This is a genomic window from Streptococcus pluranimalium (assembly GCF_002953735.1).
GTDB classification, from domain to species: Bacteria; Bacillota; Bacilli; order Lactobacillales; family Streptococcaceae; genus Streptococcus; species Streptococcus pluranimalium.
Genome location: NZ_CP025536.1, coordinates 91,801 through 107,461, shown reverse-complemented (window position 1 = coordinate 107,461; position 15,661 = coordinate 91,801). Strand labels below are relative to the sequence as shown.

The 15,661-nt window shown below is 38.3% G+C and carries 15 protein-coding genes and 1 pseudogene; 1 reads left to right on the top strand and 15 read right to left on the bottom strand.

Annotated features, from left to right (window positions below; translation table 11 throughout):
• The 5 genes from rplC to C0J00_RS00500 all read right to left on the bottom strand — a co-directional run bounded on the left by rplC (position 1) and on the right by C0J00_RS00500 (position 2,763).
• The gene (gene rplC, locus C0J00_RS00520) at positions 1-627 is read right to left on the bottom strand and encodes a 50S ribosomal protein L3 (RefSeq protein WP_095123598.1); all 627 of its coding nucleotides are present in this window, start codon (positions 625-627) and stop codon (positions 1-3) included.
• 110 nt (positions 628-737) lie between these two features.
• The gene (rpsJ, locus tag C0J00_RS00515; protein WP_003046044.1) at positions 738-1,046 is read right to left on the bottom strand and encodes a 30S ribosomal protein S10; all 309 of its coding nucleotides are present in this window, start codon (positions 1,044-1,046) and stop codon (positions 738-740) included.
• Between the two features lie 217 nt (positions 1,047-1,263).
• Entirely contained in the window at positions 1,264-1,575 is a 312-nt protein-coding gene (locus tag C0J00_RS00510) for a hypothetical protein (protein WP_104967087.1), read from the bottom strand.
• Complete coding sequence (locus tag C0J00_RS00505) at positions 1,572-1,751, bottom strand: hypothetical protein (RefSeq protein WP_104967086.1); 180 nt, start codon at positions 1,749-1,751, stop codon at positions 1,572-1,574. The genes C0J00_RS00510 and C0J00_RS00505 overlap by 4 nt, the downstream gene beginning before the upstream one ends.
• Before the next feature lie 376 nt (positions 1,752-2,127).
• The gene (locus tag C0J00_RS00500; RefSeq protein ID WP_104967085.1) at positions 2,128-2,763 is read right to left on the bottom strand and encodes a nitroreductase; all 636 of its coding nucleotides are present in this window, start codon (positions 2,761-2,763) and stop codon (positions 2,128-2,130) included.
• A gap of 109 nt (positions 2,764-2,872) precedes the next feature.
• On the opposite strand from C0J00_RS00500, the gene C0J00_RS00495 reads away from it, so the two are divergent.
• Positions 2,873-3,628, top strand: coding sequence for a helix-turn-helix domain-containing protein (locus C0J00_RS00495; protein WP_158667293.1), 756 nt, complete (start codon positions 2,873-2,875; stop codon positions 3,626-3,628).
• 61 nt (positions 3,629-3,689) lie between these two features.
• On the opposite strand, the pseudogene C0J00_RS00490 reads toward C0J00_RS00495, so the two are convergent.
• The 10 genes and pseudogenes from C0J00_RS00490 to C0J00_RS00440 all read right to left on the bottom strand — a co-directional run bounded on the left by C0J00_RS00490 (position 3,690) and on the right by C0J00_RS00440 (position 15,653).
• A pseudogene (locus C0J00_RS00490) lies at positions 3,690-5,138 on the bottom strand (IS3 family transposase).
• Between the two features lie 32 nt (positions 5,139-5,170).
• Complete coding sequence (locus tag C0J00_RS00480) at positions 5,171-6,457, bottom strand: MATE family efflux transporter (protein WP_104967083.1); 1,287 nt, start codon at positions 6,455-6,457, stop codon at positions 5,171-5,173.
• 44 nt (positions 6,458-6,501) lie between these two features.
• Complete coding sequence (locus C0J00_RS00475) at positions 6,502-7,038, bottom strand: GNAT family N-acetyltransferase (protein ID WP_104967082.1); 537 nt, start codon at positions 7,036-7,038, stop codon at positions 6,502-6,504.
• A gap of 2 nt (positions 7,039-7,040) precedes the next feature.
• Entirely contained in the window at positions 7,041-8,525 is a 1,485-nt protein-coding gene (gene thrC, locus C0J00_RS00470) for a threonine synthase (RefSeq protein ID WP_104967081.1), read from the bottom strand.
• 784 nt (positions 8,526-9,309) lie between these two features.
• Positions 9,310-10,251, bottom strand: a complete 942-nt coding sequence (locus tag C0J00_RS00465; protein ID WP_104967080.1) for a hypothetical protein — start codon at positions 10,249-10,251, stop codon at positions 9,310-9,312.
• Between the two features lie 189 nt (positions 10,252-10,440).
• Positions 10,441-13,053: a bifunctional acetaldehyde-CoA/alcohol dehydrogenase gene (gene adhE, locus C0J00_RS00460; RefSeq protein WP_104967079.1), complete on the bottom strand. Its 2,613-nt coding sequence runs from the start codon at positions 13,051-13,053 to the stop codon at positions 10,441-10,443.
• A gap of 347 nt (positions 13,054-13,400) precedes the next feature.
• Complete coding sequence (locus C0J00_RS00455) at positions 13,401-13,652, bottom strand: hypothetical protein (protein ID WP_104967078.1); 252 nt, start codon at positions 13,650-13,652, stop codon at positions 13,401-13,403.
• 156 nt (positions 13,653-13,808) lie between these two features.
• Positions 13,809-14,474: a hypothetical protein gene (locus C0J00_RS00450; RefSeq protein WP_104967077.1), complete on the bottom strand. Its 666-nt coding sequence runs from the start codon at positions 14,472-14,474 to the stop codon at positions 13,809-13,811.
• Between the two features lie 2 nt (positions 14,475-14,476).
• Positions 14,477-15,304, bottom strand: coding sequence for an ATP-binding cassette domain-containing protein (locus C0J00_RS00445; protein ID WP_104967076.1), 828 nt, complete (start codon positions 15,302-15,304; stop codon positions 14,477-14,479).
• Complete coding sequence (locus C0J00_RS00440) at positions 15,297-15,653, bottom strand: GntR family transcriptional regulator (protein WP_104967075.1); 357 nt, start codon at positions 15,651-15,653, stop codon at positions 15,297-15,299. The genes C0J00_RS00445 and C0J00_RS00440 overlap by 8 nt, the downstream gene beginning before the upstream one ends.
• Positions 15,654-15,661 lie beyond the last annotated feature (8 nt).

The following is a 15,661-nucleotide window of genomic DNA, read 5'->3' as shown; positions in this document are numbered from 1 at the left end:
TTATTTAGCAGCTTTAACTGCTGATTTGATAGTGATAAGAGATTTCTTAGCACCTGGTACGTTACCTTTGATAAGGATAACGTTTTTCTCTGGAACAACTTGAACGATTTCAAGATTTTGGATCGTTACACGGTTGCCACCCATACGTCCTGCCAAGTGTTTGTTTTTGAAAACACGGTTAGGCGCAACAGGTCCCATTGAACCTGGACGACGGTGGTAACGAGAACCGTGAGCCATTGGACCACGTGATTGACCATGGCGTTTGATAACACCTTGGAAACCTTTACCTTTAGTTGTACCTGTGACGTCAACAACATCACCAGCTTCGAATGTATCTACAGTAATTTCTGAACCAACTTCTAAGCCTTCAATGTTTTTGAATTCACGAATGAAGCGCTTAGGAGCAGTGTTAGCTTTCGCTACATGGCCTTTGGCAGGTTTGTTACTCAATACTTCGCGTTTGTCGTCAAAACCAACTTGAACTGCTTCGTAACCGTCTGTTTCAACAGTTTTCACTTGAAGCACAACGTTTGGAGTTGCTTCGATGACAGTAACAGGGATAAATTCACCTGATTCAGTGAAGATTTGAGTCATTCCCACTTTTTTCCCTAAGATTCCTTTTGTCATGAGAAAATATTTCCTTTTCTTATTTTTAGTTGTTTTAAAAAGTTTTTAATGAGCGTTTTTCGTGCTCAAAAAAGTTTTTAACGAGCGTTTTTTGTGCTCAATCAATCCTATTAAAGTTTGATTTCTACGTTAACACCACTTGGAAGATCCAATTTCATCAAAGCGTCAACAGTCTTTTGAGTTGGGTTCACGATGTCGATAAGACGTTTGTGAGTACGCATTTCAAATTGTTCGCGAGAATCTTTATATTTGTGAGTCGCACGAATAATTGTGTAAAGACTACGTTCTGTTGGGAGTGGAACTGGTCCAGCTACAGTAGCACCTGTACGTGTTGCAGTTTCAACGATTTTTTCTGCCGCTGTATCAAGTGTACGATGTTCGTATGCTTTCAAACGGATACGGATTTTTTTGTTTGCCATCTTTTTCTCCTTTGCGTCTATTTAAAGTAATAGGCTAGCTCCTCAAGAAAACCAACACTTGTTGCGTGGCAATGCAACCGAGCGTGTCGCAACCTCTTGTATCATAGCTAAAGCTGTTTTGTTTACAGCACCATAATATGATAACAGAATCAAATGAAGGTTGCAAGGGATTTGAGGCTTTTTTTCAAAATTCTTTTCTCTAATCTTACTATCTGTCTTAAGAAGCAGCAGTGATTTGTTGCGCTTTAGCAGCCTCTGCTTCTGTAGCCACGACAAGGTTAGCTTTGGCATTTTCTAATTCATCTTCTGCATCAGTGATGAGTTCCTGTACAGAAGTGTACTCAGCTTCTTTTTCAGCGAGAGTTGCCTCTGCAGTATCAGGAGCTGTTTGATACTCATTGACAAGTTCAGTTGCAGTCGCAACAGTAGCTTTAGCTTCTTCAGTTTTAGCAGTTGCTTCTTCAACTTCAGTAGTCTTTTCAGCTACAGCTGTTTTTGCGGCGTCATAAGCCTCGTTTGCTGTTGTCACTTCTTCAGTTGCAGGGCAACAGCTTCTTCATAAGCTACAACTTCTTGTTGTTTCTCAACAACAGGAGAAGCTTCTTGAACTGCCTTTGCTTCATCTTCCGCAAATGCATTTGGTGTAACAGATGCTGCCGCTGCAACAGTCGCAATAGCAGAAACTACTTTCAAACTTTTTGTCATAATATAACTCCATTTCTTTTCTTTTTTCCCCAATCCTCATGTATTAATTTCCCATAGTCTGATCTGACTTGATACTGATAACAGTGGAGAACTCAATTATTTTAATACTAAGACGAGACTTCTCTCATTTAGATTAAGTTTATAAGATAATTAAACTATATTACAATTTGAAAACACTTTTAAGGGGTTTTGAGCATTTTCTTCCTACTTTTATTTTAGACGAATGATCTTATATTTTTATGGCTAAATAGCTTTTTATCCCATCTAACCATCGCAACACTTTTTTAAAATGAGGTTAGAAAAATGCGAACAATTAAAAACCGCTTGACTTCATCTGAAAATCAAGCGATGGAGATGAGATAAGACTAGTATTATTCTAATCTTTAAATGTCAAAACTTGTTCTAACGGATTACGTTCACTGTTCCCTTTATTCAAGCGGTGCCCTTCTTCACCATAACCAAGAGCGATACCGACACCAATCACTTCATCTTCTGGGATAGAGAGAATTCTTCTTAATTCATCAGGATATTTAACAAAAGCATAGGTAATGATTGAGTCAACACCATGGTTTTGTGCACTCAACATTAAAGTCTGAGAAAACATTCCTAAATCATGAATCGCCCATTCAGGAGCACCTTTTGGAATCGTTAAGAAAGCAACATGTGGAGCCTGGAATAATTGCCATTGCGCATCATTGAAGCCTTCTAAACCATATATTTGACCATTGGAATTTGCCATATTATTACGAGTGTATTCTGGCCACAACTCATTCAATAGTACTGAAAAATCTGGATTCCCTTTTGTACCAGATAAGTTCAAATCTTTGTAGACTGCCTTAACTTCTTTCAACCTTTCTCCAGAAGCAATCGTCACCTTCCATGGTTGTGAATTTACCCAAGATGGTGCTTTTTGTGCCTCAGAAACAATCTCTTTTAAAATATCTTTTGTGACTTCCTTATCTGTAAAATGACGGGTTGATTTGCGTGTGTTAATGAGTTCTTGGAATTGCATGTTTTTCTCCTCTTTTCTATTTGTAATCTCATTATACAGCCCTTTTCTTAGAAAGTATGACACTTTTTATCGAAAAATGGTAAAATATTACGGAGTTAAGGAGAATAACATGAAAAATCAATATCATACCATTTGCCAACGCTTTTTGAATGGTGGAAATGCAACCCAGCAACAATTAACATGCTTACAGTTCACTAATCTAGAAGATGACACTCAACAGACGAGTGATGAGATGATCTACTTTAATCAACTGAAAGACGGTGATCAGACTGCTTTGAAACATATCCAAGAAGTCTTTGAACATGGACAACATTTGCTGTTATCAGATGAAGAATTAAGCACTTATCAACTCTTATTTATGAAGCATGTTACACTTGTCAAACTAGCAGCTGTTCAAGCAGGCGTTGAAAACCAACTGGCTGATACCATTAATACCTACTACATTCATCAAATGATTAAGAAGACTAGCATCGATGAGATTATTCAATTGCATCAGGAGATGATTGCTTATTTCTATGAACAGATTGTGAGTTATCAGTCTAAGAGCTCCTATCCTAAGGATATCCAGAAGGTTCTACACTATATTGACCAACACCTTCATCAAAAAATCAGCTTGAATGAGTTGGCAGAACTAATTAATTACTCTCCAAATTATTTTTCACAAGTCTTCAAGTCCCATATGAACCTAACTGTCACCGACTACATTAACCAAAGGAAAATGAAAGTTGCTCAGAACATGCTGCTCTATTCCGATTTCACAATCACAGATATCTCAAATTATTTGGGTTATAGCAGCGAAAGTTACTTCATCAAGATTTTTAAGAAGGTGACGGGGACAACTCCGAAGAGTTTTAGGGCTAATTAAAGCGTTAATATCCAAAAAACCTCAGACACACTGTACTGACCCCAAAAAGTTAGACAAATAATTATTGCAAGGATTTAGTTCTGTATTGCACAGGGCTAAGTCCTTTTAAATTTGTTTTGATTCGTTTGTTGTTGTAGTAAAACATGTAATCTGTAATAGCTTGTTCAAGTTCATCTAATGATTGATATAACCTTTCAAATCCGTAGAACATCTCAGATTTAAGAATGCCAAAAAATGATTCCATCATACCATTGTCTGGGCTATTCCCTTTTCTAGACATAGAGGGCTGAATTCCCTTAGAATCAAGGAAACGATGATAATTATCATGTTGATATTGCCAGCCTTGATCACTGTGAAGGATAGTGGCTTTATAAGACTCATCTGGAAATGCTTTTTCAAGCATAGTCTGAACCTGCTTCAAGTTCGGTGAACATGACAAGGTAAAGGCAATGATTTCACTATTGTAGCCGTCAAGAACAGGTGACAAATAGAGTTTCCCCTCAGTGTTCGGTAAAGTAAATTCCGTCACATCCGTATAACATTTCTCGTACGGTTTAGAGCCCTTAAGTTGACGTTGAATCAGGTTATCAGCTTTCTTACCAACTTCACCCATGTAAGAGGAGTATTTACGTTTTCTACGAATACGAGCCGCTAAGCCCATCACTTTCATCAAACGTTGGACCTTCTTGTGGTTAATCATAAATCCACGATTTCGTCATTCTAAGTGAATACGACGATAACCATAATTCCCTTTATGTTCGTCATAAATGGACTTGATTTCAGCTTTGAGTGCCTTATCCTTCTCCCCTTTATTCAATTGTTTTAATTGATAGTAGTAAGTTGAACGGCTTAAGTCTAAGATTTCGAGTAACATCGCTAAAGGGAACTCGTTGATTAACTCTTGAACGATTGTTGTTGCTCTTTGAGCTTTGCCTCGTCCTTCAAGCGGTATTCTCGCAACTTTTTGGCGCTAGTCGTTCGATGCGAAGCGAGTTACGAATAGCCCTGCAAGGCTTGTCCAAGAGTTAGGAACAAGGTGACGACACGATTGGCTACAAGCTACTGCAAAGTAGGCATCCTCCGCTCTAAGATATTCCAATTCTCTTTGAAGACGCTCTAATTCTGTCATCTCTTCTGGTTTCTTTTTCGGTTTACGTCCCATTTTTGATGGTCTCCCTCGTTGTTTCTCAACAATAGTATGACCGTTTTTCTTGTATTGTGCTATCCAGTTCGGAAGCATTCCTCGATTAGGGAGTCCATAATCGAGAGAAACTGATCATTGAGAATACCCTTCAAGAAGAACCTTATCGATAATTTTTTGCTTTAATTCAGGAGAATAGTATCTATTTTTACTTTTCTTAACAATCTCTACGCCATATCGAGCCATGAGTCTAACCATATATTTTATATTAGAGATATTAACATCATATATTTTTCCAATCTTTGTCCATGTCATCCCTTGTTTTTTCAATTTATAAATTGTTAATTTATCTTCATAACTTAATTTCATACAAAAAGCACCCCAATTGTTAGAATTTGGGTCTAACATTTGGGGTGCAGTTCATCTTCTTTCTTATACAAATAAGTTAAAAATAGCCATCTAAATAAATTATCCAAAACGGTTGCTAACCAGACACCACGTAAACCTAGATTTAAACTTATAGCTAGTAGATACCCTAACCCAATACGAATACACCACATGCCTAGACCGGTCGCATAAAAGGGGAGTTTTGCATTTCCTAAGCCTTGCCATGTCGCTGTCATGATTAGGGTTCCTGCAGTCGCTGGAACGCCAATCAAGGAATATAGAGCAACCGTTCCCCCTGCTTGTAAGGCTTGTGAATTTTGCAGAAATAGACCTAATAAGGGGGCTTTTAGAAGAAAGATAATTCCTGCTAAGCCATACATCATCAGCGTTGATAGCCAAAAGCTGTTTTTGATAGTTTCTCTGACTTGACGAGGATTTTCCTTGACATTTGAAGCGACTTGAATGATTGTAGCTACAGATATAGCCATAGCAGGTAAATAGTTAAACTGAGTCACTATTTCTCCGACAGCATTACCTGCAACAACTTTTGAACCAAAAGTAACGATGATGGCAATAATAACAACATCACCCGCACGCATCATCAGGCGCTCTCCTGCTGCTGGAAGGACAATCTCAAGCAACTGCTTATCAACTTTCCAACGCAGTTTCTGAAGTATAGCTTTGATAGGAAGCTTCTGCATCAAAATGAGTGTGCCTACTGATCTTGATAAAACAGTTGATAGAGCAACTCCAGTAATCCCAAAGTCAAAGATATAGATTGACAGGGCAGAAAAAAGGGCATTTAGAAAGTTAGTCAGAATACTAATGCCCATGGGAAGTTTTACATAGCCTTGCACTCGGACAATAGCTCCCATACTGGTTAATAAACCTAAACTAATGGTACCACCTCCGACGATTGCTAGATAGAGACCACCTTCCTGGGCAACTATTGTCGAAGTTCCTAAGACTTTTAAAAGCCAAACATTTCCTACTATAGAAACTAAACCTAAAAGGAGACTAATTATACTTGTTAACCATAGAGCATCAGCCATACTCTGGTTAACTTGCTCCTCTTTTTTTACAACTAAATCGCGTGACAATATACTAGATACACCAGCACCTAGGGCAATAAATAGTGCCTGATAAATAGCAAGGATATTATTGGCAATTGAAACACCTGACACTGCAGTTAGACCGATTTGAGCTACTAAATAATTATCAACGAAGCCCATTAACATTTGTAAAAATTGCTCCGCCATAGCTGGAAGAGCAATGCGCAATAATGGTTTACTTTCTTTCATAACTATTATTTTACCATTATTATAGAAGAAAAGACCGAGAAATCTCAGTCTTTGACTTTTATCTGATAGCTATCTGAAAGGATATCTTGTCCCCTTAAGCTCTTGTCTGAGTACTGTTTAATTAAGGTCATACCGATTTTTTCTAATACAGCCTTGCTAGCTAGATTCTCATGATTAGTTACAGCCGTCAAATAGCTAATCCCTGGTATATCGATAGCTAAGGCTTTTAAAGCACTAGCCGCCTCTGTCATATAACCTTGTCCTGCATAATCTTGGTGTAAGGTGTAGCCGATTTCTAGAGTATCCTCTCTATCCGTTGGCTTAAAGTTGATGTTACCAATCAAGTGATTAGACTGTTTCTCAACAATACCATACTTTCCGATTGGTTCTTTGAGGTTATAAAGAACCAAGCCTTGCCAACTGTCTTCCATAGAAGTGTGAGGGTAAAATGCGTAGCGAAGATTATCATCATCCGAAGTGAAAGCATGGTAATCTTCCAAATCGTCTTTGGTCATAGGTCTTAAAATGAGACGTTCTGTTTCAAGAATAGGATGTTTAGCAAGTTCAAATAAAGGTAGCATCGTTATACCCCCAAATACGCTTCCACAGCCTCCTGCATGCCTGCTGTTGGAACAACTGTCGTATGTCTGACAGGTGCCATCTGTAGATCACGTACAGCCGCTGGAATCACAACTCCTGAAAGTTGATGCAACTCGTCAACAGCTGCAAAATCATCACCAGAATCTTCTCCCGTCACAGCTTTAACAGCAACCCTTGGGAACTTATAAGGACTAGCTGTTGAGGCAATTACTGTTGGTGTGTCATCATTGCTGTGTTCACGATAAGCACGGTAAACACTGGAAGCTACTGCCGTATGAGGGTCTTCTATATAGTTATTTTCTTGGAAAACTTTCTTGATTTCAGCTTCTGTATCAGCTTCTGAGGCATAGCCTGCTTCAAAGAGATCAAGGATTGATTGGTCAACTTGATCAAGTTGATATTCCCCTTTCGAAACTAAGGCTGCCATAAGCTCTTTGGTTTTAGCAGCATCATTACCAACCAGATGGAAAATGAGACGTTCTAGGTTTGAAGATACGAGAATATCCATAGATGGGCTGCTGGTTACCTTGAAGTCTCGTTTTTTATCGTAGGTTCTTGTTTGGAAGAAATCCGTCAGAACTTTGTTTTCATTTGACGCACAAATCAACTTTGCGATTGGTACACCAATCTCACGCGCATAATAGGCTGCCAGGATGTTCCCAAAATTCCCTGTGGGAACAGTAACATTTATCGCTTGGCCGTTAGTGATATCACCCGTTTTGAGCAATTGAGCGTAGGCGTAAACATAATAAACAATCTGTGGCACCAAACGACCAATATTCATTGAATTGGCTGATGAAAACTGGATTTTCTGCTCTAGAAGACGAGCACGCAAATCGGCATCGTTAAACATACGCTTAACATCTGTCTGAGCATCGTCAAAGTTTCCGTCAATAGCCACAACATGCGTGTTTTGACCTTTTTGAGTCGTCATTTGCAGCTCTTGAATCTTGCTGACACCATTTTTAGGATAGAAGACGATGATTTCCGTTCCTGGAACATCAGCAAAACCAGCCATAGCAGCTTTTCCGGTATCTCCTGAAGTTGCTGTTAAAATAACGATTTTATTGTCAACGCCTTGTTTTTTAGCTGATGTCGTTAGAAGATACGGTAAGATAGACAAAGCCATATCTTTAAAGGCGATGGTTGATCCATGAAACAGTTCAAGATTGTAGTGCTTATTGAGCTTTACAAGGGGAGCGATATCTTCTGTGTCAAACTTAGCATCGTAGGCATTAGCAATACAATAATCTAGCTCTTCCGATGTAAAATCATCCAAGAAGGCTGATAACACTAGCTTGGCTACCTCTTGATAAGAAGCATGTGTTAAAGCTTCAAAATCCAAAGCCATATCGGGCATGGCTAGAGGAGTAAACAAGCCACCGTCATTTGCTAAGCCTTGGAGAATAGCTTGGCTAGCCGTTACCTTATTGTTTTCATCACGTGTTGATTGGTATATTAGGGTCATTAGTTTTCCTCATTTGTTATCACATATTCATAAAGGTGCAGCCATAACTGTCATAGTATCTTTCATAAACAAAGCATAGCCCTGATAGGCTGATAAGCTATCATTCCCTAAAGGCTATTATCAGCATTTCCTTTTCAAAAGATTTGCCATTCAATACTTTATTAGTCTAACACTTTATAAAATCGCGCTAGCAGGTATCACTTATCATACGTTAGTGCAGTAAACCTTCGTTATATCTCACTAATTATGAGTGAAGCGATTCTACCAAAACAGATAAGAATTTTGAGTCAACACTCAGAAAGATTGAACACTTTTGTATAAAAAATTCACGGTGACTAGCGTCAACAATCATCACAAACATCGTTGATTTATCAATCCAATTCTCTGTAGTGCTATTTTTCAAGTATGGCTATTAATTTATTTTAACATAATCTTCTAAAAACTTCTCTGACTACTTCAAAAGAGAATGAAACAAATACAGTTGTTTAGAATAATGCAGTCCCTTTGACTCTTTAGTTTCTTGAAGAAGACAGAACAATCTATTTCTAATCCTTTTTAACACGAATATTACTCTCTTGCTTTTCAGCATTTAAAAGTTTTCAGACCCTATGACTTCTCACTTTTACAAGGAAGTTTCTTGGTAGGGGTAGACTGTTTACAATTTAGTCGTTCAGAGTAGAAAATGTATAGCAGGCTGAGAAATGCGGAAATCCCAAATACTGGTCATTGCTTCCCTAATAAAAAATAAAGAGATTAGGATTTTCGTCCCAACCTCCATTTGTTGTTAATAAACTTTTGATGAGCTAATCTTACCTTTTTTAAAGGTGACATCATGCTTCGATTTTTTGCCCTTAAGCACTAACCCAGATTTTTCTTTTTGATATTTGATCTTGTCGCCCTCATCTAAATCAATATCATCTAAATTTAGGTCATCATTATCAATCTCTGTGATTTCAATGGTTCTTGTAATGCGGTGAACATCACCCTCAAACAAGGTTGCTTTAAGTTTCCCTGTTTTGCTATCGTAGTCAAAACCTTCCTCTTTACCAGTTTTTTCTAGCATTTCATCAACCATTTCATCTACTTCTTTACGGCTAGGCATGAAGTCCTTCAATAAATCTTTATACTCATCTCCAAGATACTCCGAGTACTCTGAATTAGTCAAAGATTCTTGGTAAGCTGTATAAAAAGCTTCTTTATCAAACACGTAAGAAACAAACATCGTTGCCTCATCATCAGCAATATCTAGAGCCACTGTCTCTGATTTTAAGACTTTATCTAACTTAATACCAGCATCTCCTTCAACATCCGAAAGACTCTTTTCAATCTCTTTAACAAGCTCTTTCTCTAATTTGGCACTACGCCAATAACCTTGAACTTGACCAGTCTGGTAACGTACTAATAGAAAAAGACCTACTAATAGTGCTAGAACTAGAAAACCTACACCACCAAATAACCAGAATTTTTTCTGCTTGAAAAATGGTTGTTTTGTTGGTCCCTGCTGATTGACAATAGGTGCTTCAGTTATCAGTGGTACCGTTTGCTCTTCCTGAGGATAAACAACACCTGAGTTGACTTCGGTCTGATCAACTACTACAGCTTCACCACTACTAACCTCATCTTCTTCTGAAAACTCACCTGCTTGACGAGCTGCTGCAACGACATCATCACTTGGAGTCTCTCCATAAACGGTTTCGTAATACTCTAGCCAATCTTCTTTTTTCATAAGTATCTCCTTTTCTTTTATCTATTATAACAAGTTCTAAAAATTTTGGTAAGCCTTACCATTAAAAAACGTGCCATAAAGGCACGTTTACGGAGATTTTTTCTATTGTTATCGAAGACTTTCGTTAGACAGGGTTAGCCAGACAAAGGCTACATATCCATAAATTTTTTCTAACATAAAAGGATCTTTCTATTTTCCTTTATAATCATAGGCAATTTCAATGATTTCCTTAAGTTCAGAGATGAGTGGCTCTTTAGGATTAGCTGTCGTACATTGATCTTCGTAAGCTTTTTCAGCAAGGCGATCAGCATCTGCTTTCAACTGCTCTTTCTTAACTCCTTGTGATTTGAAGTTCATATCAATACCAACTGCTTTTCCAAGTTCGTAGACACGACGAGCAAGTTCTTCTGCTAATTCAGCATCATTTTTACCCTTGAATCCCATGAAGCGTGCAATGTCTGCGTAGTCTTTTTCCGCACGGAAGAAGTCATATTTAGGGAACATAGCATGTTTTTGAGGATCTTTAGCATTGTAGCGAATGATGTGCGGCAAGAGAATAGCATTGGTACGTCCGTGAGGGATGCCCCATTCACCACCAACTTTGTGGGCGATTGAGTGACAGATACCTAGGAAGGCATTGGCGAAGGCCATACCTGCCATTGTTGAAGCATTATGCATTTTCTCACGTGACTCTTCTGTTGCTTTTTTAACAGATGTTTCAAGGTTTTCAAAGACCAATTTAATGGCTTGAAGTGAGAGTCCACGCGTATAGTCACTAGCCATAACTGATACGTATGATTCGATAGCATGAGTCAAGACATCCATACCAGTATCAGCTGTAACACTAGCCGGTACACTCATGACAAGCGCTGGGTCAACAATAGCGATATCAGGTGTCAAGGCATAATCAGCAAGTGGGTACTTAGTATGGTCGTCACTGTCAGTAATAACTGCAAATGGTGTTACTTCTGACCCTGTACCAGATGTTGTTGGGATACAGATGAAGGTTGTTTTTTCTGCGTAAGGAATCTTGTAAGTACGTTTACGGATATCAAGGAATTTTTGTTTGGCGCCAAAGAAGCTAACATCTGGATTTTCAAAGAACATCCACATGGCTTTGGCAGCATCCATCGCTGAACCACCACCGAGAGCAATAATTGTGTCTGGTTGGAAGTTGTTGAACAATTCAAGACCTTTGTAAACAGTGTTTGTTGATGGGTTTGGCTCAACGTCTGAGAAGACTTCTACTCTTGGATTATTAGGGTTAAGTGCCAATTGTTTACGAACAAGATCAGCGTAACCGAATTGCACCATACCAGGGTCACAGACCAACATCACTTTTTCAGCTTTGATTTGGCGAAGGTAAGTGATTGAATTTTTTTCAAAGTAAACTTTTGGTGGCAATTTGAACCATTGCATGTTATTGCGACGCTTTGCCAATGTCTTAACGTTAATCAAGTCGAATGCCCCCACGTTGTGTGAAATTGAGTTATGACCGTATGAACCACAGCCTAGTGTCAATGATGGAATCATTTCATTGTAGATGTTACCGATACCACCTTCAGCTGATGGTGAGTTAACAAGTACACGACATGCTTTCATACGAATACCATATTGGATTTGAAGGTCTTCGTCTTCAGTATGAATAACAGCGGTGTGACCAAGTCCACCAAGATCAAGCATAGCTGCTGCTTTATCAAAACCGTCTTTGACACCTTTTGATTTGATAAGGGCAAGAACTGGTGATAATTTTTCACGTGATAGCGGGTAATCTGGTCCAGCATCTTTGATTTCAGCAAGGATAATTTTTGTTCCTTTAGGCACTTTCAAGCCTGCTAATTTAGCAATTTCTTCTGCTGATTTACCAACAATTTTTGCATTAACGGCTGTTTTTGCTTCATTAAGGACTGCCTTTTCTAGTTTTTCAAGGTCTGATTTTTTAGAGATGATAACACATTGATGAGCTTCAAATTCTGCTTTAACATCATCGTAAACTTCCTCATCAACGATAGCTGCTTGTTCTGAAGCACAAATCATTCCATTATCAAATGATTTTGAAACGATAATATCGTTAACAGCACGTTTAATTTTAGCATCTGCTGCGATGTAAGACGGCACATTACCAGCACCAACCCCAAGGGCAGGTTTACCAGTTGAGTAAGCTGCTTTAACCATGCCAGGTCCACCAGTCGCAAGAACTGTTGCTACTTTAGGGTGATTCATCAAAAGTCCTGTTGCTTCAATAGATGGTTCCTCAATCCATTGTACACAATGTTCAGGTGCTCCCGCTTCAATAGCGGCATCACGAACGATACGGGCTGCTTCAGCAGATGATTGTTGAGCTGATGGATGGAAGGCAAACACGATTGGGTTACGTGTTTTCAAAGCGATAAGAGCTTTAAAGATTGTTGTTGATGTAGGGTTAGTTGTTGGTGTTACCCCACAGATAACGCCGACTGGCTCTGCGATAGAAACAAGCCCTGCTTCTTTATCTTCTGAAATGACACCTACTGTTTTGTTATCTTTGATGGCATTCCAGATATATTCTGAAGCGTACATGTTTTTAATAGCTTTATCTTCATAAACACCACGACCAGTTTCATCAACAGCCATCTTAGCCAAAAGCATGTGTTTGTCAAGCGCAGCAATCGCAGCTTGGTGAACAATGTGATCCACTTGTTCTTGTGTGAAATCTGCCATTGCATCCAAAGCGACAACCGCTTGTTCAGCCAAGCGATCAATAACTTCTTGTGTATTTGATTTTTGAACTGTCTCTGTTACTTCAACTGTTTTAGTCGCCATAATAAACTCCTTTAAAATATAACACTTTATTTTGTTAAAAGTTTCACAATTTGTTTATATGTTAATTATATCACAATAAATTTCCTTGTAAAGTATTTTTGTGAACTTTTTTTCAAACTTTTTGTTTTTTTTTCTCTTCTTTGCCTAAAAAGTTTTAGGAGGTTTGCATTTTTCTAAAAGTAAAACCCCTCCCAAATAATTAGGAGGAGTTATCCACATCAGAAATAGCACTAGCTTATCGACTATCACATTTAAGTTTCTTTACTTGAACTCACAAAATATTGAAGTCTACAAGCTAGATGGCTTCAAGTTTTTGCAACAACTATCATTATAAGGCTCATTTGTTACTAGCGTTTCTGTTTCAACTGTCTTGCCTTATCCGCTCTTTCATAAATCATGGCTAAGGAAAGAATCCCAACAAGAGGCATTAAGATATCTCTAACTGAGAAAGTTAAATTCCCTCTTAAAAACAGATAAAGAACGATTACGATAAACAAGATAGGTAGAATAAATCCCAAGTACTTGTTGCCAAAATAGCCAGCAATAGTTTGTAGACCAATAACACCCGCAATGATTACTATCACCACTATATTAGTCATTAAACTACTCCTTATTTTCAATGATGCCTTTGTCCTAACTTAAGAGCCTTTTACATCAATCACACGAGGTATCTGCTTCTAAAGGATTTTCCAAACTCTAAAAACCTTATGACAACACCAACACTATGCTGGCATCATGAAGCCTAGATTAAGGTATTATTTCACTTCGACTTTAGCAATAATCCAATAATAAACTGAGATAAGCGCTAGTAAGATTAAAACTCCAATGCCCTGGTAGGCATAGTCTGGTAACTGTGACAGGGTTTCAAAGATTACTGGCAAACTATCATGCAATATTAAACCAAACATGGCTACTGCTATTCCACCCAAGAAATTGATAGCAAGAAGGATGAAGAGTACTTTCCACCCCCATTTGTAAATAGCAAAGCTAAAGATAGCAATAGCAAAACAACCAGCAAAACTAGTCCCGAATCCTGACAAGAAATCCTGCCAAGAGGGGAAACGATTGTCATCAACAAACAAGGTGAAGAAGTTCGACACTGCGGTAATAATAGCGTAAATGAAGAAATTAGCAATGAAGTAGTTCTTGCGTTTATTACCAAATCGCAAAGCTGAGTCAAAGTCTGACATCCCATCTGTAAAAAAGACAATGATTGTCCAAAGAGAGAAGATACTGGATATAAACTGTACGGTGCCATTAATCCATGAATTGGTTTGGATATCAAAGGTGCTATTATCACCAAAAAGGAGGGCTAGCACTGTAAATGAAGCTGCAATAAGTGCAAAGACAAGCATAATCAGTGCAGCTATTTTTAAATGATCTAAAAGTTGCATACCTCGTAGTTTTAACGTTCGTTTCATGATTAGTCCTCCACTAGATAATTAAAGAGTGTCTGTAGGTCGTAATAACCGACTTGTCCACCTTGTCCAGTCACTTCTCGGATATCTTCCTCAGTGATCGTATCAAAGAGATAAGTTTCTGTCGTGCTTCCCAGTTGACGTTGATTAAGGATATATTTGTTAGGAAGTTCTGCATTCGTTAAGCGAACTGCCCTAGCTTGAACATCCTCAATATTAGCATCAACCAATAAAGCAGTCTCTTTAAGCATAATGACATGGGTCAAATAGTTTTCCACTTCTTGAATCAAGTGCGTTGACAAGATAATGAGACGAGGATGTTGCGCATAATCCTCTAACATAGCGTCAAAGAACTTCTGACGGTTGACGGAGTCAAGACCATTCGTAGGCTCGTCAAAGACGGTAACCGTTTCTCGAGTTGCTAACCCCAAAATATTGTAAACCAATGTTTTATTACCTGTTGATAGTTTCTTGATTTTAAGCTTTGGATCAAGATTAAAGCGAGCTAGAAGTTCTTCGGCATAATGAGCATCAAACTTTGGATACATGTTTTCATAATAGCAGATTAGTTTTGTGATTTTCCCTTGAAAAACACTATTATAATCAGACACATCACTTGTTACAAAGACGATGTGGGCTAGATCAAAGCTGGTGCTAACACGACCATCATACGAAGCAATCATGTCATTTATCAATTTCATCATGGTTGTTTTCCCAACACCATTGCGTCCTAAGAGACCGTAGACGCCTGCCTGATCTTTAAATTCTAAATTAATCTGTTGCAAAACAACTTTTCGGCCATACTTTTTAGTAATCTCTTCTAACTTAAGCATTCTTCTCCTCCTTAATCATCTCAATCAAGTGATCCAGTGAAATATCTAATCGTTTGGCTTCTTGTAAAAAGGCGGGAAGCATTTGCTGACTAAAAGCTTGTTGCCTTTTTGCAATAATCAAATCTCTAGCTTCTGCTGTTACATACATGCCCATTCCTCTTTTTTTATATAGAATATCTTGATCAACTAGATCGTTAAGCCCCTTACCTGCCGTTGCAGGATTGACTTGCATCATCTTGGCAAATTCATTGGTAGATGGTACCTTATCATCAACCTTGAAATGCCCGCTTAAAATGTCATCTTCAATCATCTGTGAGATTTGCATGTAAATGGGTATTGCTTCGTTCACATAGTCAC

Bases quoted from the DNA above. Each gene is read 5' to 3' on its own strand.
- C0J00_RS00455 (WP_104967078.1), bottom strand. From the start codon at position 13,652: ATGACTAATATAGTGGTGATAGTAATCATTGCGGGTGTTATTGGTCTA.
- C0J00_RS00500 (WP_104967085.1), bottom strand. From the start codon at position 2,763: ATGCAATTCCAAGAACTCATTAACACACGCAAATCAACCCGTCATTTT.
- adhE (WP_104967079.1), bottom strand. From the start codon at position 13,053: ATGGCGACTAAAACAGTTGAAGTAACAGAGACAGTTCAAAAATCAAAT.
- C0J00_RS00505 (WP_104967086.1), bottom strand. From the start codon at position 1,751: ATGACAAAAAGTTTGAAAGTAGTTTCTGCTATTGCGACTGTTGCAGCG.
- rplC (WP_095123598.1), bottom strand. From the start codon at position 627: ATGACAAAAGGAATCTTAGGGAAAAAAGTGGGAATGACTCAAATCTTC.
- C0J00_RS00475 (WP_104967082.1), bottom strand. From the start codon at position 7,038: ATGCTACCTTTATTTGAACTTGCTAAACATCCTATTCTTGAAACAGAA.
- C0J00_RS00445 (WP_104967076.1), bottom strand. From the start codon at position 15,304: ATGCTTAAGTTAGAAGAGATTACTAAAAAGTATGGCCGAAAAGTTGTT.
- C0J00_RS00450 (WP_104967077.1), bottom strand. From the start codon at position 14,474: ATGAAACGAACGTTAAAACTACGAGGTATGCAACTTTTAGATCATTTA.
- C0J00_RS00480 (WP_104967083.1), bottom strand. From the start codon at position 6,457: ATGAAAGAAAGTAAACCATTATTGCGCATTGCTCTTCCAGCTATGGCG.
- C0J00_RS00495 (WP_158667293.1), top strand. From the start codon at position 2,873: ATGAAAAATCAATATCATACCATTTGCCAACGCTTTTTGAATGGTGGA.
- C0J00_RS00465 (WP_104967080.1), bottom strand. From the start codon at position 10,251: ATGAAAAAAGAAGATTGGCTAGAGTATTACGAAACCGTTTATGGAGAG.
- thrC (WP_104967081.1), bottom strand. From the start codon at position 8,525: ATGACCCTAATATACCAATCAACACGTGATGAAAACAATAAGGTAACG.
- rpsJ (WP_003046044.1), bottom strand. From the start codon at position 1,046: ATGGCAAACAAAAAAATCCGTATCCGTTTGAAAGCATACGAACATCGT.